Below are 26,582 nucleotides of genomic sequence, written 5' to 3'. Positions count from 1 at the left end.
AAATAAGTGCCCGGAAAATCCCAAAATGAAAAAACCGGGCACTTAAAAGGAAAATAAGTGCCCGGAAAATCCCAAAATGAAAAAACCGGGCACTTAAAAGGAAAATAAGTGCCCGAAAAATCGCAAAATGAAAAAACTGGGCACTTAAAAGGAAAATAAGCGCCCGGAAAATCGCAAAATGAAAAAACCGGGCACTTAAAAGGAAAATAAGTGCCCGGAAAATCGCAAAATGAAAAAACCGGGCACTTAAAAGGAAAATAAGCGCCCGAAAAATCGCAAAATGAAAAACCGGGCATTTAAAAGGAAAATAAGTGCCCGAAAAATCCCAAAATGAAAAAAACGGGCACTCAAAAGGAAAATAAGCGCCCGGAAAATCGCAAAATGAAAAAATCGGGCACTCAAAAGGAAAATAAGCGCCCGGAAAATCGCAAAATGAAAAAACTGGGCACTTAAAAGGAAAATAAGCGCCCGGAAAATCGCAAAATGAAAAAACCGGGCACTTAAAAGGAATGAGAAAACCTGGCTTTCGAAGATAGAATGCGCCTTGTTCTTTCGACAAGCTTTGATTAATTTCTCCAAATCCCCATATATTTCTACTTTTTTGAACACCTCTATACAAGATTTTTTGTGCATTCATTTAAAACATGGCAACAACTATTCCGACGAAACTGTAATTTCCTTTTATTGAATCAATAAAAAATTACCTTTATGATGAAACTATAGAACATAGTAATTTAATTTTGTCACCATCCATCGGGATTGGAGGAATACTATGTACATTACCGCAAGAGAAAGACAGATATTAGAGATTCTTTTATCTTCTGAAAAAGAAATGACTGTTAAAGACCTTGCGAAGGCCATTGATGTAAGCACCCGGACGATTCATCGTGACTTAAAAGATGTTGAGGATACTATTGCTCAATATCAACTCTCTTTAATAAAAAAATCAGGGGTTGGCGTCCAAATAATCGGGGAAAAAGAAAATATCGAACATTTAAAGCTGTTTCTTTTTAATGTGGATCATAACCAGTACACAGCAGAAGAAAGACAGACTATCATATTATGTACGTTGCTTGAAGCTATTGAGCCAGTGAAGCTCATTGCACTTGCAAATGAGCTGAAGGTCACAATTGCCACTGTCAGTAATGACTTAAATAAGGTGGAGGAGCGACTACAACCATTTAAAAGCTTGACTCTCATCAGAAAACGAGGCTATGGCGTAGAAATTGCTGGTGATGAAACAGCGAAGCGAAGGGCCATGAGTAAAGTTATCACCGACAATGTTGATGAATACGAGCTATTGTCACTTATTCGGGAAAGTATCCAGAAAAAAAGCCAACAGGATCCAATTTCAGAACGACTACTAGGCCTTGTGGAAAAAAAGAATTTACACATAGTGGAACGGACAGTTGATGAAATTAATAAGGAGCTTTCTTATTCTATCGCGGATAGTGCCTATATGGGGCTTGTTGTCCATCTTGCTCTTGCGATGGAAAGAATTTTGCGAGGAGAAAATATTACGATTGATCAGGCCTATCTTAGCCAGCTCCAGCAAACACAAGAATATAAGACAGCAGAGAAAATAATTGAAAAACTAGAAAAGGTGTATCAAACGACTATCCCAAAAGCCGAGATTGGCTATATCACCATGCACCTTCGTGGAGCAAAGTTAAGGCAGGATAAGGAATTTTTCGACGAGGATACTGGGATGCACGATTCGGTAAAAGCAAGAAGCCTGATTTCCTATGTTGAAAAAAGGGTACACCAATCACTATCTGACAATCCCTCGCTACTTCAGGGATTAGTGGCCCATCTTGGTCCAGCACTATTCAGGATCAATCAAAATATGAGAATCACCAATCCATTGTTAGACAGGATCAAAACAGAGTACAGTGAATTGTTTGCTATCGTAAACGAAGGGGTAGACATCCTTTTTCCGGACTTGGATATTCCAGAAGAAGAGGTAGGGTATTTGGTATTACATTTTGGTTCAGTACTACTAAACATTTACCAACGTAAGCCATTACATGCCCTTGTTGTTTGTTCGACTGGTATCGGTACCTCCAAAATGCTCGCCACTAGGCTTCAAAAGGAAATTCCTGATATCAAAACATGTAAGAATGTATCGTTATTTGAATTGAATAAAATGGATCTGGAAAGCTACGATTTGATTATTTCGACCATCCGTCTACCAGAAATGGATAGGGAATATTTTATCGTGAATCCTATCTTAACGGAATCTGAAGTAGACAAAATAAAAAAATATATCTATCAAAAGTATAAAAACAAATTAATGGATATCACGGACACCCCTTTAAAAAAGCTGTCTGTTCAAGAGTTTTCAAAAGACCAAGTAATAGACACCTTTAAAAAAATGTCCATTTATGCAAATACGATATCCACATTGCTCGATGGTTTTTTCTTAATGAAACAACAAGACGAGCCTTCGATAAAGGATGCCTTACACGCTCTATGTCATGAGTTGATGCGAAGTGAGATAGTAACAGAAACAGAAAAAGTAATAAACGAACTCTATAGACGAGAAGAACTCGGTGGACTTGGAATCCCAGGTACAAAACTTGCACTATTCCATGCCAAAAGCCAAGCTGTAATAAAGCCTTCTTTCACTATTTACTCATTGGATGAGGCCTGTGAGACAAGAGGGATGGATCAAGTTAACATGGACGTACATTCTGTATTGTTATTACTTGCCCCTGAAAACGCAGAAAAAGAAACGTTAGAAGTGCTAAGTTATGTTAGTGCCACTATTATAGAGAGTGACGAAAGTATTGCTCTTTTTGAATCTCAAGATCCAAGTATAGGAAATTATCTGGCAACAAAGCTAAATCAATTTTTTGATGAAAAATTAACAGAACTAAGGAGTGTTTAAATAATGAGTTTACCAATTTTAGACAAAGAAAATATCGTATTAAATGCAACAATAGGAACAAAAGAGGATGCCATTAAAAAAACAGGTCAGTTATTAGTGGACCGCGGTTATGTAGAGCCAACATATATTGATAAAATGATGGAACGTGAAGAATTAACTTCTACTTACATGGGGAACTTTGTTGCGATTCCTCACGGGACAGAGGATGCTAAAAAGGTAGTAAAAGAATCTGGAATCGCGATTGTTCAAGTTCCAAATGGAGTAGATTTCAATGGAAATGAAGTGAAGCTTCTAATTGGTATTGCGGGTAAAGGGGACGAACATTTGGAGATTCTATCACAAATCGCGATTGTTTGTTCAGAAGAAGAAAATGTCCAAAAAATAGTAGAAGCACAAACTGCAGAAGAAATCCTGGAGCTTTTTGAAGGAGTTAACTAATATGAGAGCACTACATTTTGGCGCAGGAAATATCGGAAGAGGATTTATCGGGGCATTGCTGTATCAAGCGGGTTACCATACGACTTTTGCTGATGTGAACAGTGAAATTGTGAACCTGATAAACGAAAAACAAGCGTACCGTGTTGTACTCGCAGACGAGTCACAAGAAGAACTAGTAGTAAAAAATATATCAGCAATCAACAGCATGACACACCCAGAAGAATTGGAGGCTGCTATTGTTGAAGCAGCGATCATTACTACAGCAGTAGGACCTTCCATTTTGCCAATTATAGCAAAATCATTGGTAAGTGGATTACGTAAACGATTGGAAACAAACAAAGAACCGCTTAATATTATCGCATGCGAAAACTTAATTGGAGGGAGCTCCCTTTTGAAAAAGCATGTATATGACCAGCTCGCACCAGAAGAAGCAACAAGCTTCGATGAAATCTTTGCCTTCCCGGATGCAGCAGTAGATCGAATTGTTCCTAATCAAACGAATGAAGACAAACTAATGGTACAGGTCGAACCATATTATGAATGGGTAGTAGATGAATCCGCTATAATAGGTAACACACCTTCTATTGAAGGAATAACTTTTGTTGCGGATCTTACACCGTACATTGAACGAAAATTATTTACAGTCAATACAGGACATGCCGCATCTGCCTATATTGGTTACCATAAAGGCTATCAAACCATTGATGAAGCATTACTTGACAAAGATGTACGCAGTTTCCTTCAAGCAGCATTAAAGGAAACAGGAATGATGCTAGTTGGTAAGTACGGTTTTGATAAAAAAGAGCATGAGGAATATATCGAGAAAATTATTGGACGCTTTGAAAATTCCTATATCATCGATGAAGTAACACGTGTAGGACGCGCTCCGCTAAGAAAGCTTGGCGGAAATGACCGTTTGGTTGGTCCTGCCAAACAATATTTGGAGTTGTTTGGACAACCACCAGTAAACCTAGTGAAGGCTATTGCTGCCGCTTTTCGTTACGATGTGATAGAAGACGAAGAAGCTGTAACGATTCAAAAATTGATTAAAGAAATTGGAATCAAAGAAGCGGTAATAGAAGTGACTTCTTTAGAGGAAGAAAGCCTGCTTGTAAATCTAATTGTAGAAGAATTTCATACGCTTTAATTGTGAAAACGCAAGTTACGTCTTATTGATGTAACTTGCGTTTTTTTGTTTAAAAAGGAGGATTTTAACCTTCCTTTATGTAACTATAATAGTGAGGGGTGAAGGGAATGTTTTTTAGTAGGCTCTTTTCTAGAAGACTGGTGTAATATACTTGCAGTAAAAGAGCACGACAGTAACGAATATTACGAGTTTCTCTAAAGTTCGCCAAAAAATTTTAGAAATATGACGCCAAAAGAAAAAAGGCACTCCGATAAAAGCATGCAGGTGGGATATCTTTTTTTATTGATACTGCTGTTCTTGAATTTAATAGGAGAAATTTTCTTGATCTGCATATTTTAACGACCATGCAAATCTTTTGTGCTGGAATAATAATTGTCTTCCTATATGAATACATACTAAATTTTGTAGTTAGTTTTCGTTAAAAGAAAGAATTACTGGAGCAAATGGTGCAAACTTTTTCATGAGTAAATAACTCTATGAAATGGAAAAAACTTTCAAAAACATATGAGATGGAACAAAGGAGGAAATAAAAATGGCAGTAAATGCACTCATGTCATGGACTTTTATTCAAGAGACCCAGGTGACAAAAGAGATTAAAGAAATTTTGATTGATGGTGAAACAGCAGAGGTTGCATATAAGACGATTAGAGATGTGGCAGTAGTTACCAACAAAAGGATAATAATCGCAGACAAACAAGGACTAACAGGCAAAAAGGTCGAAGTGTATTCCATTCCGTTTAAATCTATCGTCATGTATTCCTCCGAAAATGGAGGAATGTTGGATGCTAATGCGGAGTTAGAGTTGTGGACAAAGGCTGGAAACTTTAAATTAAACATTAATAAAAAGGTGGACATCCGCAAGCTAGATCGCCTCATTGCACAATATATTCTATAATCAAGGCTACGAGTTTCTTGTAATTGTTCGTAAAGCAACAAAGTTTGTGAAAACAGCATTAATAAAACAGGCACCTCCCCTCTATTCATCTGCATAAGCTATTAGGCAGAAGTCTAGATAGGGAGGTTTTTGTATGTATTCACAACAAAATGTTGGTGACAATCTGCAAGCTTCGGTGGATGAACGAGTATATTATGGCTATCCAAGACCATTTTATCCGTACCATTACCCATATTACCATGCACCTTACTATTATCCATATTATTCTCCAAGTCCACATTATTATTATCCTCGACCAAGACCATATCCATATCCTTATTATCGAACAGATGAACAGGATATGCGCGCAAGTTGGCGGGAGTGGGAGGATCTGGGAGCACCATTATTAGGAATGAGAGGGGCACCGGCTGTATCTTCATGGGCACCAAATCGTCTTGATACTTTCGCTCGCGGAGAAGATAACCGGATGTGGCAAAAATTTTGGAATGGCAGACGTTGGAGTCGCTGGAATGACTTAGGTGCTCCACGTGGAGGTTTAAGAAGCTCCCCAGCAGCCGTTTCATGGGGACCGAACAGAATTGATACCTTTGCCCGTGGTGTAAATGATGACATGTGGCATAAGTGGTGGGATGGTTCTCGCTGGAGTCAATGGGAAGACCTAGGATCTCCACGTGGCGGATTTAAAGGAGCCCCAGCAGTGGCGTCCTGGTCAGAAAACCGCTTGGACTGTTTTGTCCAAGGAAGTGATAACAATATGTGGCACAAATGGTGGGACGGATCCAGTTGGAGTCAGTGGGAAAACCTAGGATCCCCTCGAGGTGGATTAACAGGTGAACCAGGCGCTGTCTCATGGGGACCGAATCGGATTGATTGCTTTGTACGTGGCATGAATGAGCGTATGTGGCATAAATGGTGGGATGGCTTCAGCTGGAGTCAGTGGGAAGACCTCGGTACACCACGAGGCGGCTTTTCTGGAGCCCCAGCTGTAGCTTCCTGGTCACCAAACCGTATCGATGTTTTCGTTAAAGGCGATGATGACCGATTATGGCAGAAATATTGGAACGGTTCACGCTGGAGCAATTGGGGCAACCTTGGCGCACCACGAGGAGGAGTCCAATCATCCCCAGCTGCCGTCTCATGGGGTCAAAACCGCATCGACACATTCGTCCGAGGAAACAACAGAAAAATGTGGCATAAGTGGTATGCCTAAAGTAAAACAGCCTGCTTGGCCATTGAGCCAAGCAAGCTTTTTTGGGACTGCGGGTAATCATTAATAGTTTGTGAGATACCTCGAAAGGTTTGCGGATGATCATCAAAGGTTTGCGATTTACTTCGAAAGGCCCATGAATTACCACCCAAGGTTCACAAATTACTTCCAAAATTTTAAGAAAGACCACGCAAGGTTCTACGATTACCAAAAAAGAGAGGGCTTTTAAAAACTAGCAAGCTAATAATTATCAATCATAATAAAATCTCCAAATAACGCCTTGAAATCTCCAAATAACTAGATTGCACATCCATACCCATCAAAATAAAAGGAAAATTATTGAATATCGCAAACCTAATGTTAAACTGTAATAAAAAGTATTGCGCACAGCCGCAGTCACTGTGGTGTAAAACAAATTTAAGAGGTGAGAGCGATTAAATCTACGATTCAACTAGTCTTATTTATAGGTACAATCATTTCCACATCCATCCTCATATGGGCAGGATTTAGCGGCAAGCAGGAGATATTTCCGTGGTTGTTGTCACTGACACTTACGCTTGCTTTTGTCAATTTAATGCTTAATCAATATAATCACAAAAATGGCAGGATTTATTGGTTTATTGCTGGAATAGCCTTGCTTTCGCTCGGATGGAGCACCTTTTTGCTTTTCAGTTAAGTGAAAACAGGAGTATTCATCACCATCCCCCAGATATTCTAATACTAAGCGAGTTGAGTTATCCAAAATCCTAAATATCAAGGAATATCGTAAAATAGCATAATTTCCCGCTTTTTAGAAAAAGCAAGATATATGGTTTAATAAAAAGCACTGCTAGGGTATTTATTAAGGATATTAATGAAGGATGTTGATGTGTATTGGATAAATCAGTTTTTAGGATATCAGTTGGAATTGCCGTCGTTTTTGTGTTGATAGGCGTTCTAATTCCTGAGCAACTTGGAAGTGCGATGTCAGTTGCACAGGGATTTGTATTAGAAAAGTTTGGTTGGTTTTATCAGTTAGTTGCTACGTTTTTCCTCTTGTTTGCCGCATTTATGATCTTCAGTAAATATGGAAAAATCAAACTTGGAAAAGAAAATGATGAGCCTGAGTATAACCGCCCTACTTGGTTTGCGATGTTATTTTCCGCAGGTATGGGTATCGGTCTATTATTCTATGGAGTGTCGGAACCGATTTCTCATTTTGCTACACCTCCATTAGGGGAAGGAAGTACAGAGCAAGCTGCGATAACGGGGTTAAGGTATACTTGGTTGCATTGGGGCCTGCATGCTTGGGCAATTTATGCAATCGTTGCATTAGCACTAGCTTATCAAAAGTTTAAAAACAATGCTCCAGGATTAATGAGTGCAACACTTACTCCTGTGCTTGGTGAAAAAGTGAAAGGACCTATCGGAAAATCCATCGATATTATTGCGGTTTTTGCAACTTTATTCGGTGTAGCGGCATCATTGGGTCTTGGTTCCCAACAAATAAATGCCGGATTGGAATACCTGATAGGCATACCAAATAATTTCATGGTTCAAGTGATTATTATGGTCATCATTACGGTGCTTTTCATTGGTTCAGCAATTTCAGGAATCTCAAAAGGAATCAAATATTTAAGTAACATAAATATGTCATTAGCAGTGGTTTTGTTTTTTATTATTCTTGCATTAGGTCCAACGTTGTTTTTGTTAAATATGTTTACAACAACACTTGGAAGCTACATTCAAAATGTTGCACTTATGGGTTTACGTGTTTCGCCTTTTGATGCGACCGAAGCTGCATGGACACAGGGGTGGACCATTTTCTATTGGGCATGGTGGGTTTCTTGGACACCATTTGTCGGGATGTTTATCGCCCGTGTTTCAAAGGGACGTACAATAAGGGAATTCACAATTGCAGTATTGCTGGTGCCATCTTTTGTGTGCGCACTCTGGTTTACTGTCTTTGGTGGCACCGGGATTCATCTCGAATTTGTTCAAGGATTAGATGTTTCTGGGCAAAGCTTGGAAACAGCATTGTTTTACGTATTACAACAACTTCCATTTGGTGCGTTGTTATCCATTTTGGCAGTCGTCCTTATTGCAATATTTTTTGTGACTTCGGCAGACTCAGCCACTTTCGTACTTGGAATGCAAACAACTGGGGGAAAACTTAACCCACCAAATAATGTGAAAGTAATCTGGGGAATTCTTATGGTTGCTTCTACGATGGTATTAATGGCATCTGGTGGATTACAAGGATTACAAACAGCGATTATTGTCAGCGCCTTACCGCTTACATTCATTGTGCTAGTAATGTGCTATGGATTGGTAAAAGAATTAAACAAGGAATTAAAGGCTACAAAAGATGGGAAACCCCCTATAAAAAAAGCAAGCTAATCTCATTAATGGACTGTTCAAAAAGCTGGAACGTTGAGCTTTTTGGATGGTTTTTTTCTTAATAGATAAAATAAAAGTTTGTTAGAAATTTGTCATGGACTAAGTACAAAGGACATTGTTGTAAGCGATTACAAGCGTTTAATATAACAATTTCAACCTCAAATGAACCTTAATTCATTTCGAACTCTTTTTATAATATTCTGAAAAAAACCACTATTTTCAAATGCTAATGAAAATTTGTCCAAAATATGAAAACGTTTTTATAGCGAAAATAAAGTTTTTTCTGTATAATTTAGGTGTGAAGGAAATAGGGGAGGGTAAATAATAAGAAATTTGGAAATGCACCGGAGAATTGCCACATGATGATGGCAAGACATCATTTATTACCCAATCCTTTATATATTAACTAAACAAAGGCATTTCTTAATGACACAGCCTAAGATGGAGGCATGTAGTAATGAGCAAGGTTGAATTAGAACAAATTTGGGAGCGCTTTTATGGTCCCAATATGGGCTACGTTTATGACATGTATGACAAGTACCAAGAGAATCCAGAATCAGTAGACGCATCTATACGTGCGCTTTTTGAAGAATTAGGATCTCCTCCTGGAATGGATTCCATTTCCATTTCAAATGCACAAAGCGGGAATGCAGATACAAGTGTCACACAGCAAGCGGCACCTCAGGCTGCAATTAAGAAGGTTATTGCAGCTAACAAGCTATTGCGAAATATCCGTACACTTGGTCATTTAGCTGCTAATATAAACCCTCTTGAAAAGGAAACAAACTTTGACGTTGGGTTCCTTGATATTGAAACTTATGGTTTAAATAAGACAGATTTACTGCAAATTCCAGTTGATCTTGTATGGGAAGATGCTCCAGAAGCTATTTCTAACGCATGGGAGGCATATGAACATCTCAAGCGTATTTATACTGGAACTATTGCCTATGAATTTGGTCATATTCATGACGAGTATGAGCAAAATTGGCTGAATTCATATATTGAAAAGACACGAATTGAGCGATCGTTCACTAAAGAAGACCGTATTGAATTACTGGAAAGATTAATTGCAGTAGATGGCTTTGAGAAATTTTTGCATAAAACATTTGTTGGCCAAAAGCGATTTTCTATCGAAGGCTTAGACATGCTCGTACCAATGTTTGATAAATTGGTTCAATCCGGATGTGAGGACGGTACGAAAAATATTAGTATCGGAATGGCGCACCGTGGACGTTTGAATGTACTGGCGCATGTATTAGGAAAACCTTATGAGCTAATATTCTCGGAATTCCATCATTCTCCGAATAAAGAGCTTGTACCTTCAGAAGGATCCCGTGGTATTAACTTTGGTTGGTCAGGCGATGTGAAATACCACATGGGTGCGGATCGTCAAGTAACTGGTGAAAAGGAGCAAGTCGTTCGTATTAACCTTGCACATAATCCAAGTCACTTGGAATTTGTCAATCCGGTTGTCCAAGGAGTAGCTCGTGCATCACAAGAAGACCGTTCTGAAAGAGGATATCCGAAGCAAAATAAGCAATCATCCTTCAGTGTTCTCGTGCATGGTGACGCCGCTTTCCCTGGTGAGGGTGTAGTTGCAGAAACGTTAAACCTAACAAAGCTAAATGGCTATGCAACAGGTGGTACGATTCATATTATTGCGAACAATCTACTTGGGTTCACAACGAATTTTGGTGATTCTCGTTCAACAAAATATGCAAGTGATTTAGCAAAGGGATACGAAATTCCTGTTATCCACGTAAATGCCGATGATCCAGAAAGCTGTCTATCTGTGATGGTATTTGCCTACGAATACCGCAAAAAGTTTAAAAAGGATATCGTAATTGACCTTGTTGGCTATCGCCGTTTTGGACATAACGAAATGGACGATGCGAACGTAACGCAACCTCTTTTATATGAAAAAATTAACAACCATCCTAATATTGCAGATAAGTATGGAAAAGAGCTAGTTTCCCGAGGTACTGTAACTGAGGATGATGTGAAGAGTAAAAAGACAGACTTCATGCAGAAGCTTCAACGGATTTTTGATGAACTTCGTAAAGAAGACGAGAACAATGTGAAAATTAAGCAGGTGCCAAAGCCAATTAGTGATCAGGTTCCTGAATTAGACACAGCTGTTGCAGAGGATTTATTGAAGTCCATTAACAGCAATCTTGTAAGTTATCCTGAAGATTTCAACGTTTATCCTAAACTAGGACGTATTATGAAAAAACGTGAAAGTCTTTTAGCAAATGAAAACAAAGTGGACTGGTCTCTTGGAGAAACGCTTGCTTTTGCAACAATTCTTGCAGAAGGCACACCAATTCGTCTAACTGGACAGGATAGTGAACGTGGAACATTCTCTCACCGTCACCTTGTTTTACATGATAATCAGACTGGTAAACGCTTTATTCCATTACATGAACTGCCAGAAGCAAAAGCTTCCATGTCTATCCACAATAGTCCTTTATCCGAGGTTGCTGTTTTAGGATTTGATTATGGATACAGCGTACAATCCCCTGAATCTCTCGTTATTTGGGAAGCGCAGTTTGGTGATTTTGTGAACGTTGCCCAAGTTATCATTGATCAATTTATTGCATCAGGAAGAGCAAAGTGGGGTCAAAAATCTAGCCTAGTGATGCTCCTACCTCATGGCTATGAAGGTCAAGGTCCAGAGCACTCCAGTGGACGTGTGGAGCGTTTCTTGAATTCTGCTGCGGAAAACAACTGGATTGTCGCAAATGTAACAAGCGCTGCTCAATACTTCCATCTTTTAAGAAGGCAGGCAAAGCTTACAACGAAAGAGGATGCGAGACCTCTAATTGTTATGACGCCAAAAAGCTTATTGCGTAACTCTATGACTGTTTCAGATGTGAAAGAGCTCACAGATGGACAATTTAAACTATTAGTAGAAGAGCCTCGTACTGGTGGAAATAAAGAGAAGGTTACACGACTTGTATTATGTACAGGTAAAGTGGCAATCGATCTTGCAACAAAAGTAGAAGAATCAGGTGCGGGAAAAGTAGAAAATGTTCATATTGCACGTGTAGAGCAGCTCTATCCATTCCCTCAAAAAGAAGTGGAAGAACTTGCATCGCAATTCCCGAACCTAAATGAAATTGTCTGGGTCCAAGAAGAGCCGAAGAACATGGGATCTTGGCCGGTCGTGAAGGCGAACCTTCATGAAATCGCAAAAGACGGCGTTTCCGTCGATTATATCGGACGTCCAAAACGTTCAAGCCCGGCAACAGGTGAACCACATATTCATAAACAAGAGCAAGCATGGATTGTTGAAGATTCTTTGAAAGTTAACGGAGGGGAAAGCAAATGATTGAAATTAAAGTACCAGAGCTAGCAGAATCTATCACAGAAGGTACGATAGCAGAGTGGCTAGTAAAACCAGGTGATTCCATTGAAGAGGGAGAAACCATTGCCGAGCTGGAAACAGACAAGGTAAATGTAGAAATAAAAAGTGATTTTACAGGAGTTTTACAAGAATTAAAAGCAGAACCAGGAGATAATGTTGTTGTTGGACAAGTTATTGCAACACTTGGTGAAGCAGGTGCAACTGCAGAAATTGCTCCAAAAGAGGAAGCAGTGAAAGCAGAAGCAGCTCCGAAAGCTGAGCCTGCAAAAGAAGCAGCTCCTACAGAAGACAAGAAAGCAAAATCTAGAACGGTAGCATCTCCTGCTGCGCGTAAAAAAGCGAGAGAGCTTGGAATTGATCTTGATGAAGTATCCTTCCGTGACCCAATGGGCCGCGTGCGTGTAGAAGATGTGGAAGCACATAGCCATGCACAAAATGCTCCAAAACCAGAAAATAAGCCTGCTGAAAAGCCTGCAGCAGTAAAACCAGCTGTTCAAGAAGATGACCGTATTGAACGCATTAAAATGTCTAGAAGACGTCAGACAATTGCAAAGCGTCTTGTGGAAGCACAACATACTGCAGCAATGCTTACGACGTTCAATGAAGTTGATATGACAGCTGTTATGGATGTACGTAACCGTCGTAAAGATGCATTCTTCAAAAAGAATGGTGTGAAACTAGGCTTCATGTCCTTCTTTACAAAAGCAGTAATCGGAGCATTAAAATCTTTCCCATTACTAAATGCGGAAATTCAAGGCGACGAAATCGTGTTGAAGAAATTTTATGATATTGGTGTAGCTGTGTCTACAGAGGAAGGCCTAGTTGTTCCGGTTGTTCGCGATGCAGACAAACTTAGCTTTGCTGGCATTGAACAATCAATTGGTGACCTTGGTAAAAAAGCACGCGACAACCAATTGGGGCTGAAAGACCTTCAAGGTGGAACATTCACTATCACAAATGGTGGTATCTTTGGTTCCTTGTATTCCACTCCAATCCTGAACACTCCGCAGGTTGGTATTCTAGGAATGCACACGATCCAAAGACGTCCAGTAGTAGTCGATAGCAATGACACTGTAGAAGTAAGACCAATGATGTACATTGCACTTTCCTATGACCACCGTATTGTCGATGGAAAAGATGCTGTACAATTCCTTGTAAAAGTAAAACAATTACTTGAAGACCCAGAAGACCTATTGTTAGAAGGGTGATTTGGAAAAAGAGCTTATCTTATGATAGGCTCTTTTTTGTGTTAAACTATTATGAAAAAAATCGCACGTATAGCTTTAAATATATTGTCGGAAAACTAGCAATTCTATGAAAACATGCAGTATAATCTTCATTATACAGATTATAGTAATTAGACATATGGGGGGACCAACTAATGAAAAAGTATTTGACTCTTTTTCTTCTAGCATTCATGGTAATGATGATGACAGCATGTAATACGGATAAAAATGAAAATACAGAACAAGAAAACCAACAGGAATTTGCAGAAGAAGTTGACGAAGACAAAGTGGATGAAAACATGGTACCCGTTGGAGAAACGGCAATTACAGAAGGTGGAAGTTTTACATTCCATGCTAGAAACAGTCGCTTAAAGCCAATAGAAACAGAATCCTTCTATGTTAATATTGATAGTGTCTCTGCTATCAGTGGTGAACTCGATGGCGGTTTCAAAGAATATTTGGAAATGGATGAAATCCAGTATATTCAAGTAAATATTGAAGTGGAAAACAAATCTACAACTCCATTGAATTTTGACGCATACCAAGCATCCATTGTTACTAGTACTGGAGAAGAAATTGAAGTTCCGAATCCTATGATAAGCAGCCAATTTGATGAGAAGTTTGCCCCAGAGGAAAAGAAACAAGGCACCATTGCCTACCTTTTGGAAGAATCAAAAGCAGAAGAAGTGGAATGGGTCCAGATTATCATAAAGGCACCAATGGATGAAAATAATGAAGTAGTTGGGGAAGAATTTAATATTAAAATAAAGCTATAATAAAGAAAAAGCTCCCTTGCATTTGTTGAGGGAGCTTTTCGCTGATAATGATATGAACTAACCAAAGAATGCTATCCCTACAGAAAATTACTTTTACTAGCATTCAATAGGAATGGTATAATTAAACATAATACTAATTATTTTAGGTCTTTAATATATGACTTTCAATGTTGACGGAGTGATGATAATCAATGCAAATGCGTACCCGCTTTATTAAAAGCATCCCAAATATGTTTACACTTGGGAATTTATTTTGTGGATTCTTTTCCATTGGATTTGCTGCTAGTGGGCAGTATAGCAACGCAGCAATCCTAATTTTAATTGGGATGATGTTAGATAGTATGGACGGACGATTAGCACGGATGCTTAATGCAGACGGTGAATTAGGTAAAGAACTGGATTCGTTGGCAGATGTCGTTACATTCGGAGTAGCACCATCCTTTTTGATTTACTATACTTATTTTCACCAATTCGGATATTTAGGCCTCGCAATTGCCGGCTTATTTCCTTTATTTGGGGCATATCGACTTGCCCGCTTTAATATTAGTTCGACCAAGTCCTCTGGAAAGTATTTTACCGGAGTACCAATTACAGCAGCTGGTGGTATCTTGGCCTTGCTTACATTGTTCGGAAACTTTATTCCGCAAATAGTCACTACAGTCATTTTTACTGCTTTTTGCTTTTTGATGGTCAGTAAAATAAAGATTCCGAGTTTCAAGGATGTCCCTCTTCCAAAGTACGGTACTATTGTGACCTTGTTCTTGGGAGCTTCCTTATTTATGATTTACAAAGGTACTTATGCACAGTATCCATACTTGATTTACATTGCGATTCCTTTATATATCGCCTACTTAGCTTATCGATTTGTAAAAGTGCGAGGAAAAAATCGAAGAGAAACGGATTAATTTAATTAAAAAGCCGAAAGGGAAACAGTCCTATTCCCTTCTGGCTTTTTTTTCCTCTTATATTCATGAAAATTGTTGTTATTTAATCAAGAGATGCAGGACTATAAATTCGTGAAACTAGAATTCCAGTCAGGAAAAGAGCAAATGCGTGACTGAAAAGAAGAAAACTCCGAATTTTAGTCCAGCAAAGAGCAAATGCAGGACGGAAAGGAGAAAACCCCGAATTTCAGTCCCACAAAAAGCAAATGCAGGATGGAAAAGAAGAACCCCCCTCATTTCAAAGTGTGTGCCTTGCGCTACACTAACTTTCTAATATTAACGCCAAGCCTCTCGAGGACTTAAGCCGATCCGGTTAAGTATGTGATAAACAACCTTCTCGGGGGGAAAATGGCACTTGTGTTTTCCTTAAATCAAGCGACATTCTCATTGATGCCCATATTATTGAGTTTCCGGAATTTCACGATTTTGTTTATGTACCAGACGAGCACCACTAAAGTTAGAAAACCACCGATGATAAGTGATAGGCGATAGTCCATATTTAATCCTTCTGGAGCATAGAACAAATAGTTCGTGACAACAGCGGTCATAAATAGGGCAGGGATACCAGTGATCCAGTGAAATTTGTTTTCTTGTAATAGATACATGGTCGCTGTCCAAAGCATGACGGTGGCTACAAGTTGATTGGTCCAGCCTACGTATCTCCATAAGAAGGTATAATCAATCGTTGCCATGTAGAATGCAGGTGTTGCCAATAGAAGTGTTACAGCTAGCACCTTTAGTTTTCCATTCATGTTGAAGAATTTTGAAAGCAATTCAGTTAAAATCATTCTAGAAGAGCGGAGTGCAGTATCACCGGTTGTAATAGGAAGCATGATTACGCCCACGACCGCCAGTATACCTCCTAGGGTACCAAGTAATGAGGTGGAGATTTCATTTACAACATAGGATGGGCCGCCTATAGCTAACGCCTCGCTTAGTCCAATTGTTCCATGAAAGAATGCCATTCCAGCTGCAGCCCAGATTAACGTCAATACTCCTTCTGTTATCATTGCTCCGTAAAAAATCTTGCGTCCATCTGATTCTTTTTTCATCGTGCAGGCAACAATGGGACTCTGTGTACAGTGAAATCCTGAAATAGCTCCACATGAAATGGTAACCATCAGTAATGGCCATAAAGGAAGCCCTTCAGGGTGTAAATTCTCAAGCGTTAGATTTGGAATTTGTCGATCGGAAAAAATGAGCGCTATTGCAATTGAAATAGCCATAAATAATAGAATCCCCCCGAAAAATGGATAAAACCTGCCGATGATTTGATTAACTGGTAGTAATGTTACCAGTAAAAAATAACCGAAAATTATTAAGATGGCCATTGTGAACGTAAGTGGTGTCAATTGGGCAATTAACTGAGCAGGTCCTGCGGTAAAGGCAGCAGCAACCAGTAGCATTAAAACTATGGAAATGACATATATGCCAGATTTCACAAATTTTCCAAGGTATTTTCCAACAATGGTCGGAAACTGAGCCCCATTGTTGCGAAGGGATAACATACCGGAAAAATAGTCATGAACTGCCCCTGCAAAAATACAGCCGATGACTATCCAAATGAAAGCAACTGGTCCATAAAGGGCCCCCATGATTGCTCCGTAGATTGGACCCAAACCAGCGATGTTTAAAAGTTGAATTAAGTTTCCTTTCCACCAAGGCATTGGGATAAAGTCAAAGTTATCTCTTTTTGTATAGGCAGGAGTAGGTTGCTGATCATTAATGCCAAATACACGTTCTACAAATTTCGAATAAAAGATATAGCCTAAAATGAGAAAAATAAGTGCTCCAAAAAAAGTAATCATGTTGTTCTCCTCCATGTGGGTAATAAATTTCATTCTTGACAGTTTAACACGTTTAAGTAAAAAATCAACAGATTATTCTGAAAAATATAAACATTTTTGTTGAAAAGATACGCTTTTTGTTAGATAATAGCTGCTATCGTTGCTTAACTCCTTATTATCGCTTACAATAAATAAATTGTTCAAAACAATATAAAGACGTGAAATCTCAGTTAGTCTATTTGTTTACATTCTATTATTTTCTATCTTGAAACAAGGAGGAATAGTATGTATTTATCTATAAAAGAAACCGCAGAATATTTATCTTGCTCAGAAGATTATGTGAAATCATTAATTCAGCAAAAGAAAATTCGTGCACTATTCGATGGAGACGACTATTTAATTAATAAGGACCAATTCTCTACTCATTTAAAGCAGCTGGAAACATATAAAGAGCTTGTTGAGGATTGGAAAAGTGAGCCTATACCAGAGGATATAGATATTAAAGATGAAGATTGAAAAAATCGTGGAGTGCCGGATTATTGGTACTCTATTTTTGTTATTCTAAAAACTTGTCATTTTACTTCTATTTAGAAGAAAATAGTTATTAGATACATTTTGAGGAGGAAAAAGTATGGTACATAGCACTTCAAACGACATTCAAGAACATGTAGATAAACTTTTAATGAATCATAAGCACTACTTTGAAAATGGCGAAACAAAGAGTATTGATTTTCGATTAAAGCAACTGGCCACCTTAAAAAAAGCGATTCTTCATTATGAACAGGATTTGATGGATGCCTTAAATAAGGACCTTGGTAAATCTATTTTTGAAGCATATGGATCTGAGATTGGTTTTGTGAAGGACAGCATTAAATATTTTATGAAAAACTTGAAGAGCTGGGCAAAAGTGAGAAAAGTGAAAACCCCGCTCGTACATGCAGGTGCTAAAAGCTTCATTTACTCAGAGCCTTATGGAACGGTATTAATAGTCGGACCGTTTAATTATCCTGTGCAGTTGATATTGGAGCCTTTAATTGGAGCTATTGCTGCTGGTAACTGTGCGGTTGTAAAACCTTCTGAATTTACTCCTAATGTAACAAACGTATTAGTGGAGATGATTCACGAGTATTTTGATGAGGCTTATATTAGTGTAGTTACAGGAGCAAAGGATGAGACTTCTGCACTTATACATGCTCCGTTTGATTATATCTTTTTTACAGGTAGTGTCGGGGTAGGAAAAATCGTTATGCAGGCTGCAGCTAAAAGATTGGTGCCAGTCACGCTTGAACTTGGTGGAAAAAGTCCTTGCATCGTTCACAAAGACGCTAACTTGGAAATAGCTGCAAAACGAATTGTCTGGGGTAAATTCATGAACGCTGGGCAAACTTGTGTGGCACCGGATTACCTGCTCGTTCATACAGATGTGAAAAGTAAATTAATAACCTTCATTAAGAAAACACTAATAGATTTTTATGGAGAAGATGCAGAAAAAAGCAAAGATTATGGAAGAGTGGTAAACGAGGGTCAATTAGAAAGGCTAACTAGCTTAGTGGAAAGAGAGAAAGTAGTATCTGGTGGAAAAGTAAACACGGAAGCTCTTTATATGGAGCCAACTATTATGGATAATGTGAACTGGGAAGATAACGTGATGCAGGACGAGATTTTCGGTCCTATCTTACCAGTCTTGGAGTATCGAGATTTGCACGAAGCATTGAAAACAATCAACAACCAACCAAAACCATTAGCGCTTTATGTTTTTACTGAAAATAAAGAGGTAGAAGAAATGGTAATGGGAGGTACTTCATTTGGTGGAGGCTGTGTGAACGACACCGTCACCCATTTGACCAATCCTAATCTACCTTTTGGGGGAGTTGGAACTTCCGGGATCGGGGCGTACCATGGTAAGAAAAGCTTTGAAACTTTTTCGCATCAGAAAAGTGTCATGAGGAAAAGTACAAAATTCGATTTGAAATTTTTATATCCGCCATATTCTGAAAAGAGCATCCGCCTTTTAAAGAAAATATTCTCGTAAGCTTATTTCCTACCTTTAGGTATAGCAACTCCAATTATCAGAAAACTCAAACATCAAAATAGGGAAGTGTTACACATATCTTTTCTTAGTCAAATATGTTATTATTTAGACAGACGAAATATATAGTTGGTTCGATCAGATATTGATATGGGAAAATGGATCTTCGGTGATGGAGATTCTTTTTCTTTTTCTTCGTTGGGAAAGTTTTACCTACTATATTAGGAGAGTGTGACGATGGTACCAATTCAAAAAAAGGAAATATTGTGGACGAAATCATTTATTATGCTGATGATAGGAAACTTATTTGTTTTCATGTCGTTTCAGATGCTTATACCGACCTTGCCACCTTATATTAAATCACTAGGTGCTAGCGGTTTGGAAATAGGATTAGTTACTGCGTTGTTTTCGATTGGTGCTGTATTAAGCAGACCATTTATCGGCTACATGCTTGAATATAAAGAGAGGAAATCCCTTGTCTTAATTGGTGCGGTCGCTCTTTTACTTGTAACGATCATTTATCCATTGTCTCAAATAGTCGTTATCTTTTTGTTGTTCCGCTTTATCCATGGTCTTGCATGGGGTTGGTCGACAACCGTCAATGGAACAGCTGCAGTAGATGTTATTCCTCGCTCTCGCTTAGGGGAGGGAATGGGATACTACGGCTTATCGATTACGATTGGGATGATTGTTGCACCGAGTCTGGGAATATACCTTTATCAGGTTACGACGTTCTCTAACTTAATTATTGTATCTGGAGTGTTGGGTGTCATTGCACTTTTCATGCTTGCTATCGTGCATTATCAAACTCCGGAATCAGTCAAAAAAGTGAAAAGGGAAGATTTGAAATTTTCCTATTTGGGTTCACTTGTGGAAAAGACCGGTTGGTATCCAGCCCTTATTACATTTATTGCAACGTTTGGTTATGGCTCTATTGTTACTTTTATTGTCATTTTCGGTGAGGAAAGAGGAATTGATCAGATTTTTCTTTTCTATTTAGTAAACGCGATCATGGCTTCACTTTCACGTCCATTTGCCGGGAAATGGTTTGATAACCATGGGCCTCGTGGTTTAGTGTTATTTTGCATTTCCTTCACTTTTGTAGGTATGTGGGTGCTTTCCTTTGCACATTCTAACCTGTTCATTATCATAGCAGGTGCATTGTTTGGAGTTGGTTTCGGCTCATTAATTCCTACTCTACAGTCCTGGACCTTATCTATAACTCCTGAAAATCGAAGAGGAGTAGCAAATGGGATGTTCTTTTCTTCCATAGACTTAGGAATAGGCTTGAGTGGTATTGTCTTTGGCGTACTGGCCCAATTTGTTCAAACAGCAACACTATTCCAAATCTCAAGTATATTTCTCTTAACTGCAATGGTATTCGCATGGATAGAAGGCAGAAAAAGAAAGCGTGAATTACTAGAAGAAATGAAAGAGGGAGCATAATTCTCTCCAAAAAAGCGTAATTCATCCTACAAGGAAGGAGTTACGTTTTTTTCTGACTTTTTTTCAACGAATATTATTGAGCAATTATATATGAAGATGATATTTTTGAATGACTTTTAATACAAACCTTCCATTTTAGAGGATTTCCAATTAAATCCTAGACGATTATTTTCTTAGAATATTATTGATATCATTTGTGTTTTTCGTTATTTTTATATTAAGATAGTAGGCGGTTTCTCATGTTATTAGCTTTCTAATAAAGCAGAGGTAATTCGCTGCTAAAGGCAGGAGGACGTATGATGCCAAAGAACATTTATGAACAGTTGTTCTATCAAAGCAGCAATCCACAAATAATCTACTCAGAAGACTTTCAAATGATAGATGGTAATCAAGCATTCTATGAATTCTTCGGCTTTCCCCAGCAAGAATGGATTAGGCTATTCCTTCTAGATGTAACGGAATGGCTCCCAGAAAACAAGCCAGTAGAAAAAAGAATGATGATAAATGAAAGTGAAAAATTAGGAATCTATTTAAGAAGAGTTTTTTCTAACACACCATTAATAAAGCTATATCATATTCAAGTGACAGATATTACAGATCGAGTACACTCAGAGCGGATGTATCGATTAATTGCAGAAAATTCTCTTGATGTCATTAATATACATCGACTTGACGGATCTTACATTTACGCATCACCTGCAGTGAAAGAAGCAATGGGATATGAAGCACATGAACTGATGGGAAAATTTCCGAATGACTTTGTTCATATCGATGATAGACAACACTGTGACGATAAACACATGGAATTGTTAGAAAAGAAGCAATCCGTTTTTATGACTTACAGGATAATAAAAAAAGACGGCACACATAGCTGGCTTGAGTCAGCAGTTAAACCAATCATTGATCCAGATACGAAAGAGATATCTGAATTTATATCCATTTCTAGAAATATTGATGAACGGATAAGAGCTAATGAAATACTTCAAAAATCAGAAAAACTTGCAATAATCGGTAGAATGTCTGCGGCAGTTGCTCATGAAATAAGAAATCCATTGACTCCGATTAAAGGATTTATCCAGCTTTTTCAAATGACGAAAGAATATAATGAAAATTATGGAAAAATTATATTAGCTGAATTGCAAAGGGTAGAAAATATCATTTCTGAATTTTTAACAATGGCAAAGCCTCATCATGAAAAGGTAAGTATGATAGATATTTCCCAAACAATGGAGAAGGTTATCCAGTTGCTGGAAACAGAAGCGATTCTTCAAAGTAAAACCATTGAGTGCATTTTTGAAAAAGATGAAAAATTCCTGGTGCAGGGTGACCCATCTTCACTAAAACAGGTGTTTATTAATGTAATACAGAATGCTCTCGATGCTATAAAGCCACATTCAGGGCGAATACAAATTTTTATTGAAAAAGCGGACAATGAAAGCATCTGTATAAAAATAAGTGATAATGGTACTGGGATTGAAAAAGAACGACTCTTAATGCTTGGAGAGCCGTTTTATTCAACAAAGGAAAAAGGAATTGGCTTAGGTCTAATGACAAGCTTCCGTATTATTGAAAATCATCATGGAAAAATATCTTTTGCGAGTGAAAAAGGAATTGGAACGGAGGTAACGATTGCTCTTCCTCAAAATCGAGCCACTCCTAATATCACCAATCAGGGGCTGTCGAGAAAGTGAATACTTTCGTTGGTCAGTCCCTATTAATTAGAAAAGCTCTATAAAATGATGCTGTTTATCTCCGCAAAAGGCTTCGATTTCTGCGAGGCAGTCTTGAGCCTCCTCAGGCGTTTTTTGCCTTCTGGGGTCTCAAGACTACCGCTACTTTCCCGCTGGAGTCTTTACCTTTTTCTCCAATAAACAGCTAGAACAGTTATAGGAGATTTATTCTTTCTATCAAAAAGTACATCGCAAACTTATGAGCTCCACATGGCTAGTTTTAAATACTTATCCGACACCCCTTCTTTTTTATATGCCCATTTCTTGCATAACTTCAAGTAATAGGTCTGGTCTATTCGTCAATATTCCGTCTGCTCCTTTTTCCAATAACTCACTCATCGTTTCTTTATCATCAATTGTCCAATAATGGACTTGAACGCCACTACGCTGCGCATCTTTAATAAGCCGTTTATTGGTCAGGTCGAAAATACTCTCTTGTTCTGGCATCTGAAAAGCATCTACCTGAGGAACATATAGACCACGGGCAAATAATTTGTGGAAGATAACAAACCGAGTTATTTCTTGTCTCCCTCCCACTATAGCAACTCTCCCATTGGTATATTCGTTGAAAGTAGCCAAAATCTCTTGGTCAAAAGAGGCCACGAGTAACGAATCTTCTCTTTGATACTGCACTGCTAATTCCCAAAGCTTTTTTGAAATCTCTTCATATCTTTCTGGTGGATTCGTATCCTTAATTTCTATTTCTATTTTTATATCAGGGAATGCTTGAAACATTTCCTCTACTGTAGGAATCTGGACTCCTTTATTACGAAAACTGTTATTTCCTTCTAAATCTAAAAAGTGATAACCTGCATCGAGATCTTGAATCTCTTTTAATGTTAGGTCGGTAACTTTTCCTTGCCCATTGGTGGTCCTGTCAACTGTTGGATCATGAATAGCAACAAGGTACCCATCTTTTGTAATATGAATATCTGTTTCAAGTACATCCACTCCCATAGCTGCTGCTTGTTCAAAAGCAACCATGGTATTGGATGGTGCTAGGTGTTCACCACCTTGGTGAGCAATTACAAGTGGACGGCCGTTATTTTGAAAGAATGGCTTAGGAGAAAGTTTATTGATTGGTAAAAAAGTAAACAGTAGGCCAAGGGTGCCTAACGCTCCGATCACAGCACCAGCTTTCCAAAAGAAAGGATGTTTCTTTCTAGTTCTTTTCTCTTTCTGAATCATCGTTTCTGTCATTTCTTTATCCCCCTAGTAGGTTAGATTTCCTAGATAAAGTATAAAATATTCAGAAAACATAAGAAAGCATAAAAAGGGTCATGCACGAGATTTTTGCATGACAGAAAGTATAAAAACAGTTATTTAATTTCAAATTTTTTCGCTACATCCTCCACTAAATGCAATCGATCATACTCTTGGTAAAGACCCATTGCGAGCCTTGTCGGACAGCCAAAGAAAAAGCGTTCATACAAAGTTTGTCTCGTACCAAAGGCACTCATGCTTATATCCCATGCCAAGCGATATAACTTTACACGTGATTCTGCATCAGAAGTAGCAGATTGTAAGTATTGATCAATGTCTCCACGTATCGGTGCAGCCATATCCGCTTCAGTAGGGATGGAAACTAGACCACTGGCACCAAGCAGCTGTAGGATTTCCATAAAGCGAGGGTAAACTTTAGGAAACTGAACAGTGGCAACTGTAAGTGGCGTGAGATCTGGGACCATCGTTCCAAATTGATCAAGCTTGGCATTCATTTCAGAAGCAAGTAATAGGGCTTTATGATTTTCCAATGCAATAATGATTTCGCTTATTTTCTCCTTAACATGCCCATACTCGCCAATTGCAATAGTGTTGACGATCATTTGGGCGACTCCTAAAATGAATTCAGCCTTCACTACCTGGCGCGAGACAACCTGATGACAAACAAGCGGCTTGAAGTTACTGATGGAATATAATTTATTTGCTACTGCTACATTTTCAAAGACAAATACTCTTTCCCATGGGACTAAGACATTATCTAGTACGACAATCGCATCCATTTCTTCAAATCGTGATCCTAGTGGATGATTGAAGGAGGACGAATCATAGGAAAACGACTCTCTACAGATAAATTTTAAGCCCTTTGTATTACTAGGGATGCTAAAGGCATAGGCAAAAGGCTCCTCAAACATCTTTAATCCAGAAGAAGAGATAATGATTTCATCCGTTATACCGCCTTGAGTAGCAAGGAGTCTGGCCCCTTTTATTATTAACCCTTCTGATGTTTTAGCGACGATTCTCGCTGCAACGATGTTGTCATCATCTTCAAAATGCATAGCAGAGCGGTTAACTTGAGGGGTTATGAAAGTATGGGTAAACGAAAGATCATGATGGCGGGCATATTCATAAAAATTTCGTAACCTATCTGAAAACTCTTCTCCTTGTTCATCCAAAAGGTGTGCGGAAGAGGCAAGTGCCATAATTGTTGAGTTTTTGTAATCAGGTGATCTTCCCATCATGCCAAAGGTGGATTTAGCCCAAAGCTGAATCATTTTTCTCCTTTTTTCAAGGTCCTCTTTTGTTTTTGGTCTTAAATAGGAGGTACCGACAAGTTCTCCAGTTGTATCAGAAGTAAATGTCATTATCTCTTTATACTTTTGATCGTGTTGCATATCATATAGTGCCGCCTGACTTTTCATTACTCCTGAAAACGCAGGATGTTCTGATATTTTCCCCGTTACTTGTTGCCCATTATGCCAAACGTTTGATTTAAGTGCATCAATTCTTTCAATATATTGTTTCCCCGAAATGATTGCCATCCTTACCATCCTTTGTCAGAATACTTCTAACAATGTATGCAAAAAAGGTTGTACTATTTCCAACTGGTTCATGTGATTAATTGTGAATCGAATATTTGCATGATATAGTGAGAAAAAAAGGTTGGGGGGAGAAAACATGACAGGTACCTTCCATGAAATAGATACACCAACACTTTTACTAGATAAACAGAAGGTAATGGAAAATATCGAGTCAATTAGTAATTTTGCAAAAGAAAATAAGGTATCACTACGACCGCATATTAAGACACATAAATCAGTTGAAATTGCAAAACTACAAATGAAGCACGGAGCTACTGGGATTACCGTCGCCAAAATAGAGGAAGCGGAAGTAATGGCAGAGTCAGGTATCCATGACATTTTGATTGCCTATCCCATATCAAGTCCAATCAAAATCGAACTGCTAATCGGACTTTTACGTAAAAACATTGATGTAAAAGTTTCTATAGATAGTGTAGAACAACTTAAACTTCTTCAAAAAGGGTTAGAAAAATCCGGCTATACCATAGAAGTATGGATAAAAGTCAACTCTGGATTAAACCGATGTGGAGTAGAACCTGGAAAGCAGGTGGTCGACCTGGCAAAGGCAGTCCTATTTTTATCCCAGCTCCGCATCGGAGGAATCTTTACCCATGCTGGCCACTCTTATGGGGCGAAGAGCTTTGAAGAAATAAAGGAGATTGCCATTGCAGAGGCTAATGCAGTGGTAACGAGTGCAGAGGCTTGCGAAGGTGCCGGAATTCCTATTCCAGTCAAAAGTGTCGGCTCCACACCAACCTACCGGATTGCAGGTGAATGTCCAGGAATTAGTGAAGTTCGTCCGGGGAATGCCGTATTTTTTGATAATATTCAAGTTGGATTGGGAGTTGCAAAGAGAGAAGACTGTGCCTTGTCTGTCCTTGCTTCAGTTGTAGGAGTATACGAGGATCGGATTGTATTGGATGCCGGTAGTAAAACACTGTGCCTTGATAAGGGAGCACATGGGCTTGACTCGGTTCGTGGTTACGGATATATCGTGGGATATCCAGAATTGACCATCGAAAGGCTCTCAGAAGAGCATGGTGTGGCAGTTTTTGAGAAAAAGCCAGACTTAAAACTAAATGATAAAGTACGCATAATACCAAACCATGCATGCACAGTTGTGAATCAGTTTGAAGAATATACGGTGCTGGAAGAGGATAAGGTTGTGGATATCTGGAAAGTTGATGCAAGGGGAAAATTGAAATAAAACTGGCATAAATAGACAAGCTGGAGATGTGAGCATCTTATTTCTAAATAATAGAATGAAGGTAGATGAACAAAAAGTCTTTGTAACACGAAATTGTGGAAAAAACTGGTTCTACGTCAAATGTTGGGGTGAAGTGATTTTTACTTCACCCTTATCCAATATGCGTACCCAATCTTTTATACTTATGTGTTAAGAGTATTTTTGCTCGAAAACGCTGAAAGCTTCTAAAACCAAAAGCGTTCCGTTTCATAACTTTCGTTAAGTTGTTAATCCCCTCTAAAAAGCCGTTGGAATAGTTATAGCTAAAGCTATT

21 protein-coding genes are annotated in these 26,582 nt (G+C 38.5%); 16 read left to right on the top strand and 5 right to left on the bottom strand.

Annotated elements, in window-relative coordinates; all coding sequences use genetic code 11:
• Positions 1-637, bottom strand: a 637-nt coding sequence (locus LRP81_RS04975; protein WP_230500157.1) for a hypothetical protein, incomplete at its 3' end; no start/stop codon positions are given.
• Between the two features lie 135 nt (positions 638-772).
• Between LRP81_RS04975 and LRP81_RS04970 the strand changes: the two genes are divergently transcribed.
• From LRP81_RS04970 to pssA, 11 genes are all read left to right on the top strand, one after another.
• Complete coding sequence (locus LRP81_RS04970; RefSeq protein WP_230500156.1) at positions 773-2,890, top strand: BglG family transcription antiterminator; 2,118 nt, start codon at positions 773-775, stop codon at positions 2,888-2,890.
• 3 nt (positions 2,891-2,893) lie between these two features.
• On the top strand, positions 2,894-3,328 hold the full coding sequence (locus LRP81_RS04965) for a PTS sugar transporter subunit IIA (RefSeq protein ID WP_230500155.1): 435 nt from the start codon (positions 2,894-2,896) through the stop codon (positions 3,326-3,328).
• A 1-nt stretch (position 3,329) separates the two neighbouring features.
• The gene (locus LRP81_RS04960) at positions 3,330-4,475 is read left to right on the top strand and encodes a mannitol-1-phosphate 5-dehydrogenase (RefSeq protein ID WP_230500154.1); all 1,146 of its coding nucleotides are present in this window, start codon (positions 3,330-3,332) and stop codon (positions 4,473-4,475) included.
• Positions 4,476-5,007: 532 nt separating this feature from the next.
• Positions 5,008-5,370 carry a PH domain-containing protein gene (locus LRP81_RS04955; RefSeq protein WP_230500153.1) on the top strand — a complete coding sequence of 121 codons (363 nt, stop codon included), beginning with the start codon at positions 5,008-5,010 and terminating at the stop codon, positions 5,368-5,370.
• 133 nt (positions 5,371-5,503) lie between these two features.
• Complete coding sequence (locus tag LRP81_RS04950; RefSeq protein WP_230500152.1) at positions 5,504-6,580, top strand: carbohydrate-binding protein; 1,077 nt, start codon at positions 5,504-5,506, stop codon at positions 6,578-6,580.
• 421 nt (positions 6,581-7,001) lie between these two features.
• Positions 7,002-7,253, top strand: a complete 252-nt coding sequence (locus LRP81_RS04945; protein ID WP_230500151.1) for a hypothetical protein — start codon at positions 7,002-7,004, stop codon at positions 7,251-7,253.
• Between the two features lie 197 nt (positions 7,254-7,450).
• Positions 7,451-8,956, top strand: a complete 1,506-nt coding sequence (locus tag LRP81_RS04940) for a glycine betaine uptake BCCT transporter (RefSeq protein WP_230500150.1) — start codon at positions 7,451-7,453, stop codon at positions 8,954-8,956.
• Positions 8,957-9,413: 457 nt separating this feature from the next.
• Entirely contained in the window at positions 9,414-12,287 is a 2,874-nt protein-coding gene (locus LRP81_RS04935) for a 2-oxoglutarate dehydrogenase E1 component (protein ID WP_230500149.1), read from the top strand.
• Entirely contained in the window at positions 12,284-13,531 is a 1,248-nt protein-coding gene (odhB, locus tag LRP81_RS04930) for a 2-oxoglutarate dehydrogenase complex dihydrolipoyllysine-residue succinyltransferase (protein WP_230500148.1), read from the top strand. Before LRP81_RS04935 ends, odhB begins: the two co-directional genes overlap by 4 nt.
• Before the next feature lie 173 nt (positions 13,532-13,704).
• A complete protein-coding gene (locus tag LRP81_RS04925; protein ID WP_230500147.1) occupies positions 13,705-14,325 on the top strand; it encodes a DUF4352 domain-containing protein in 621 nt (206 codons plus the stop codon).
• Positions 14,326-14,516: 191 nt separating this feature from the next.
• Entirely contained in the window at positions 14,517-15,230 is a 714-nt protein-coding gene (gene pssA / locus LRP81_RS04920; RefSeq protein ID WP_230500146.1) for a CDP-diacylglycerol--serine O-phosphatidyltransferase, read from the top strand.
• Positions 15,231-15,640: 410 nt separating this feature from the next.
• Here the strand turns inward: pssA and LRP81_RS04915 are convergent, their stop codons facing one another.
• Positions 15,641-17,077, bottom strand: coding sequence for a carbon starvation CstA family protein (locus tag LRP81_RS04915; RefSeq protein WP_230500145.1), 1,437 nt, complete (start codon positions 17,075-17,077; stop codon positions 15,641-15,643).
• 264 nt (positions 17,078-17,341) lie between these two features.
• On the opposite strand from LRP81_RS04915, the gene LRP81_RS04910 reads away from it, so the two are divergent.
• The 4 genes from LRP81_RS04910 (at position 17,342) to LRP81_RS04895 (ending at position 22,222) form a co-directional block, all read left to right on the top strand.
• A complete protein-coding gene (locus LRP81_RS04910; RefSeq protein ID WP_230500144.1) occupies positions 17,342-17,572 on the top strand; it encodes an excisionase family DNA-binding protein in 231 nt (76 codons plus the stop codon).
• Between the two features lie 139 nt (positions 17,573-17,711).
• Positions 17,712-19,088, top strand: coding sequence for an aldehyde dehydrogenase (locus LRP81_RS04905; RefSeq protein WP_230500381.1), 1,377 nt, complete (start codon positions 17,712-17,714; stop codon positions 19,086-19,088).
• 234 nt (positions 19,089-19,322) lie between these two features.
• Positions 19,323-20,531: an MFS transporter gene (locus LRP81_RS04900; protein WP_230500143.1), complete on the top strand. Its 1,209-nt coding sequence runs from the start codon at positions 19,323-19,325 to the stop codon at positions 20,529-20,531.
• A 299-nt stretch (positions 20,532-20,830) separates the two neighbouring features.
• Positions 20,831-22,222 carry a PAS domain S-box protein gene (locus LRP81_RS04895; RefSeq protein WP_230500142.1) on the top strand — a complete coding sequence of 464 codons (1,392 nt, stop codon included), beginning with the start codon at positions 20,831-20,833 and terminating at the stop codon, positions 22,220-22,222.
• Positions 22,223-22,510: 288 nt separating this feature from the next.
• Here LRP81_RS04895 and LRP81_RS04890 read toward each other — a convergent pair whose 3' ends face one another.
• A complete protein-coding gene (locus tag LRP81_RS04890) occupies positions 22,511-23,461 on the bottom strand; it encodes a glycerophosphodiester phosphodiesterase (protein WP_230500141.1) in 951 nt (316 codons plus the stop codon).
• Positions 23,462-23,580: 119 nt separating this feature from the next.
• Positions 23,581-25,023, bottom strand: coding sequence for a 4-hydroxyphenylacetate 3-monooxygenase, oxygenase component (gene hpaB, locus LRP81_RS04885; protein ID WP_230500140.1), 1,443 nt, complete (start codon positions 25,021-25,023; stop codon positions 23,581-23,583).
• Between the two features lie 136 nt (positions 25,024-25,159).
• Between hpaB and LRP81_RS04880 the strand changes: the two genes are divergently transcribed.
• Positions 25,160-26,269, top strand: coding sequence for a D-TA family PLP-dependent enzyme (locus LRP81_RS04880; RefSeq protein WP_230500139.1), 1,110 nt, complete (start codon positions 25,160-25,162; stop codon positions 26,267-26,269).
• A gap of 151 nt (positions 26,270-26,420) precedes the next feature.
• Here LRP81_RS04880 and LRP81_RS04875 read toward each other — a convergent pair.
• On the bottom strand, positions 26,421-26,582 hold a 162-nt coding region (locus LRP81_RS04875), incomplete at its 5' end, for a transposase (RefSeq protein WP_230500380.1).

Origin of the sequence: Sutcliffiella rhizosphaerae (assembly GCF_917563925.1) — a bacterium.
Lineage (GTDB): Bacteria > Bacillota > Bacilli > Bacillales > Bacillaceae_I > Sutcliffiella_A > Sutcliffiella_A rhizosphaerae.
The sequence above is the reverse complement of the archived record's forward strand: the minus strand, read 5'-3'. Positions and strand labels throughout refer to the sequence as shown.

Excerpts from the sequence above, each read along its gene's own strand:
- LRP81_RS04970 (WP_230500156.1), top strand. The coding sequence starts at position 773 with ATGTACATTACCGCAAGAGAAAGACAGATATTAGAGATTCTTTTATCT.
- LRP81_RS04965 (WP_230500155.1), top strand. The coding sequence starts at position 2,894 with ATGAGTTTACCAATTTTAGACAAAGAAAATATCGTATTAAATGCAACA.
- LRP81_RS04960 (WP_230500154.1), top strand. The coding sequence starts at position 3,330 with ATGAGAGCACTACATTTTGGCGCAGGAAATATCGGAAGAGGATTTATC.
- LRP81_RS04955 (WP_230500153.1), top strand. The coding sequence starts at position 5,008 with ATGGCAGTAAATGCACTCATGTCATGGACTTTTATTCAAGAGACCCAG.
- LRP81_RS04950 (WP_230500152.1), top strand. The coding sequence starts at position 5,504 with ATGTATTCACAACAAAATGTTGGTGACAATCTGCAAGCTTCGGTGGAT.
- LRP81_RS04935 (WP_230500149.1), top strand. The coding sequence starts at position 9,414 with ATGAGCAAGGTTGAATTAGAACAAATTTGGGAGCGCTTTTATGGTCCC.
- odhB (WP_230500148.1), top strand. The coding sequence starts at position 12,284 with ATGATTGAAATTAAAGTACCAGAGCTAGCAGAATCTATCACAGAAGGT.
- LRP81_RS04925 (WP_230500147.1), top strand. The coding sequence starts at position 13,705 with ATGAAAAAGTATTTGACTCTTTTTCTTCTAGCATTCATGGTAATGATG.
- pssA (WP_230500146.1), top strand. The coding sequence starts at position 14,517 with ATGCAAATGCGTACCCGCTTTATTAAAAGCATCCCAAATATGTTTACA.
- LRP81_RS04915 (WP_230500145.1), bottom strand. The coding sequence starts at position 17,077 with ATGATTACTTTTTTTGGAGCACTTATTTTTCTCATTTTAGGCTATATC.
- LRP81_RS04910 (WP_230500144.1), top strand. The coding sequence starts at position 17,342 with ATGTATTTATCTATAAAAGAAACCGCAGAATATTTATCTTGCTCAGAA.
- LRP81_RS04900 (WP_230500143.1), top strand. The coding sequence starts at position 19,323 with ATGGTACCAATTCAAAAAAAGGAAATATTGTGGACGAAATCATTTATT.
- LRP81_RS04895 (WP_230500142.1), top strand. The coding sequence starts at position 20,831 with ATGCCAAAGAACATTTATGAACAGTTGTTCTATCAAAGCAGCAATCCA.
- LRP81_RS04890 (WP_230500141.1), bottom strand. The coding sequence starts at position 23,461 with ATGACAGAAACGATGATTCAGAAAGAGAAAAGAACTAGAAAGAAACAT.
- hpaB (WP_230500140.1), bottom strand. The coding sequence starts at position 25,023 with ATGGCAATCATTTCGGGGAAACAATATATTGAAAGAATTGATGCACTT.
- LRP81_RS04880 (WP_230500139.1), top strand. The coding sequence starts at position 25,160 with ATGACAGGTACCTTCCATGAAATAGATACACCAACACTTTTACTAGAT.